The 2818-nt window shown below is 65.8% G+C and carries 2 protein-coding genes; one reads left to right on the top strand and one right to left on the bottom strand.

From position 1 onward, the window contains the following. Positions 1-285: 285 nt before the first annotated feature. Positions 286-1713 (bottom strand): IS1380 family transposase, encoded by a 1428-nt coding sequence (locus tag ACSDR0_RS50020; RefSeq protein WP_435296031.1) that lies wholly within the window; start codon positions 1711-1713, stop codon positions 286-288. Between the two features lie 612 nt (positions 1714-2325). On the opposite strand from ACSDR0_RS50020, the gene ACSDR0_RS50015 reads away from it, so the two are divergent. Beyond that, positions 2326-2818: hypothetical protein (locus ACSDR0_RS50015; protein ID WP_435296030.1), on the top strand; the 493-nt coding region annotated here is incomplete at its 3' end.

Below are 2818 nucleotides of genomic sequence, written 5' to 3'. Positions count from 1 at the left end.
TACGACGAAGCAACCGCCTGGTCACACCGCACCCAACCCCTCGCCGCTTGACACCTAAGCTCCTGGGATGTCTTTGCGCCCAGTGGCATGGACCCGAGCGCCGGGCCTTAGACCCTGGCACTAACCTCGATCTTTCGTGATCAAGGTGTGGTCGGCTGAGCGGTTCGGCTGAAGGTTGAATTGCGTGCTGTGGTCAGCATGCTGGCCCGGCTGTCGCGTCGGGTGGGCGGGGTTCCACGGGCCCGCGGATGTTTCCCTTTCGTGGTCGCAGGGACAGGCTGTGGCTCAGGTCGGGGCCGGCAGGGCTTGCAGGCGGGCCAGGGCGGTGAGGATGTCGCGGGCCCAGGGCCATCTTGCGGCTATGCGCAGGCGCAGACGGCGGCCACCGCGTGCCAGTCGTCCGGCCACCGTGAACAGGCGTAGCCGCAGTCGTTTGGGCTCGTAGGTCTGGGCGGCGGTGCCGGGCAGGGCCAGCAGCTGCATCCAGGCGAGGAGTTCGCAGGCCAGGGCGACGAGTTCGCACCAGATCTGGTTGCGGGCGAAGTGGTGCAGCGGCAGGTTGGCCAGGCCGGTGTCCTTGGCGCAGCGGATGCGGTCTTCGGCGCGGGCGCGGCGGCGGTGGCGTAGTTCCAGGTCGGCGAGCTGACCTTGCTTGGCGTTGGTGACGAAGCAGGTGACGCAGTTGCCGTCGATGTCGGTGAAGCGCAGCTGGGCGCCGGGATGCGGACGCTCCTTGCGGGCGATGACGCGCATTCCTTTCGGCCAGCCGGGCAACTCCAGCAGGCTGGTGAGTTCGGCGACCCAGGCGCCGGGCCGCACCTGCCGGTCGGCGTCGTAGGCGGGTGTCCACGCGGTCTTGGGCAGGCGCAGCACGGCTTGGCGCACCTGCTCGGTGAGGGTGAACCCGATCGAGTACGACAAGCGGCGGCCGGGTTTGGTGAGCCAGGTGAGGAACTCGTGGGTGCCACCGCCGGAGTCGGTGCGGATCAGCACCTGGCGCCGGCGGTGCTTGGGCAGTTGGGCCAGCGCCAGGCGGGTGGCCTCGATGTGGTCGGCGGCGGTGTTGGAGCCGGCGTTGCCCGCCCTGAGCAGGATGGCCAGTGGTTCACCGGATCCTTGCGGGCCGTGGTCGGCGAAGACCGTCATCGGGTGGAAGCCGAAGGTGTGTTTCCAGATCGGTGCGGCGTGCTGTTTGTCGGAGTGAGCGATGACGACGGTGGCGTCGAGGTCGAGCGGGATTGGCTCGCCGTCACTGCCCGGCGCCCGTGTTGCGGCCAGGTCCCAGGCGCGTTCGCGGGCCAGGGCCCGCGCCGCGCGCAGCGCCTTGAGCGCTTTGTCCTCATCGCGGGCGAGCCGGTCGATCAGCCGGGAGACGGTCGGATCGGAGGCCACCGGGCCGAAAAGGTCGGGCTGGGCACGTAGCACGGCGATGTCGGCCAGGCAGTTCCCGCCCAGGGCAAGGCTGACGGCCAGGTCGGCCACGATCTTGCCGGGGTCGTGCACCGCGCGCTCAGGCCGCCAGCGCTCCAGCTGCGCGGACAGAACCCGGTCCAGGCCGGTGACACGCAGCGTATGCAAGAGCAGCAGGGCGCCCGCGTGGGAGAGCAGCCCGGTGCCGTCGGCAGAGGCGGTGATGGTGCGGTGGGAGGCGGTAGTCTTCACGTGGAAAGCGCTTCTCGATCTGGCGCGGACAGGACCTTGGACAAGCCCCATCCTCGCAGCTCGGAAGCACCTTTCTCATGTAGATGATCAACTTACGCGAAATTCACCGCGAGGCTGATCATCACGGCTAGGCAAGCTGATCATGCGTGGGGTGCCGGGCAACAGCCGGCTCTCTAGCGGCACCACACATTGACGGCCTTCACGATCTTCTGTGCTTGACTCTGGCTAACGTCGACGCCTCCGCGCCCGAACCGGAAGCGCACCCGTTTCTCCACTAGTCCTGGCGCGCCGTCGTCCGGCACCCTCCCGGATGTCCAGACACGTGGCGATGCCGTAGTGCACCGCGCTTTCTTGATCGACTACGAGCTGCGGATCGACGGCACTCAACGTTGCCAGGAAAATGGTGCGCTCTCTAGCAGAGATCCATTCCGGCTCGGCTGCGTCCGAAGGGACGCTGGGCATGTCACTCGCCTCCGGCGTGCCAGTCGTCGGTGATCAGAGGGCCCAGCCTCCCATCAGAGCGATGCCGAAAGCGAGTATCAAGGCGAGAGCTCCGCCGAACACACCTAACGCCATCCTGGAACGATCTGCTTGCATGGGCGGCACGTTGCACATCATGCCTCAGGCTCGCACCAACCGGATCGAACGCCGACAATTCCATGTGTGCGCGATCAGCGAGACTCGACCGATGCCGCCCAGACTGAAGCCACTCACACCGTCGGCGGATGCGGTGATCTTGCGGTGGGAGGCGCTGATTTCACGCGAAGAGTGCCTTCTGAACTGGCATGGACAGGACTCTCGACAAGGTCATCCTTCCAGCTCAAACGTGCCTTCCTCTTGCAAACGATCAAGATCCGCGAAATTCGTGGTGAAAGCCCAAGGTTAGACAGAAGTCTTCATAAAGATCTTTCCCCGACACTGAGCCCTTTTCAACCTCTTTCGCAGCGAACTCTGACCAGCGTCGATGCGGCTCACATCCGAAGTGTGGTGATGCTCCGCCGGAATCCTCGGGCACAGGTGAGGAAGTCGGCAGCGGAGATACATGCCTCTGACCTGCGGAGACAGGATGAAAATGGCTCACTGCAACGGCGTTTAGAGGGTGGTGTGGCCGCGTCTTCGGTAGTGGGAGCGTCGAGCTTGGGCTTGTCGTCGGCGG

The organism is Streptosporangium sp. G11 (genome assembly GCF_051192615.1).
Lineage (GTDB): Bacteria > Actinomycetota > Actinomycetes > Streptosporangiales > Streptosporangiaceae > Streptosporangium.
The sequence above is the reverse complement of the archived record's forward strand: the minus strand, read 5'-3'. Positions and strand labels throughout refer to the sequence as shown.

Coding starts and splice junctions, on each gene's coding strand:
- ACSDR0_RS50020 (WP_435296031.1), bottom strand. CDS start 1,713: ATGGGGCTTGTCCAAGGTCCTGTCCGCGCCAGATCGAGAAGCGCTTTC.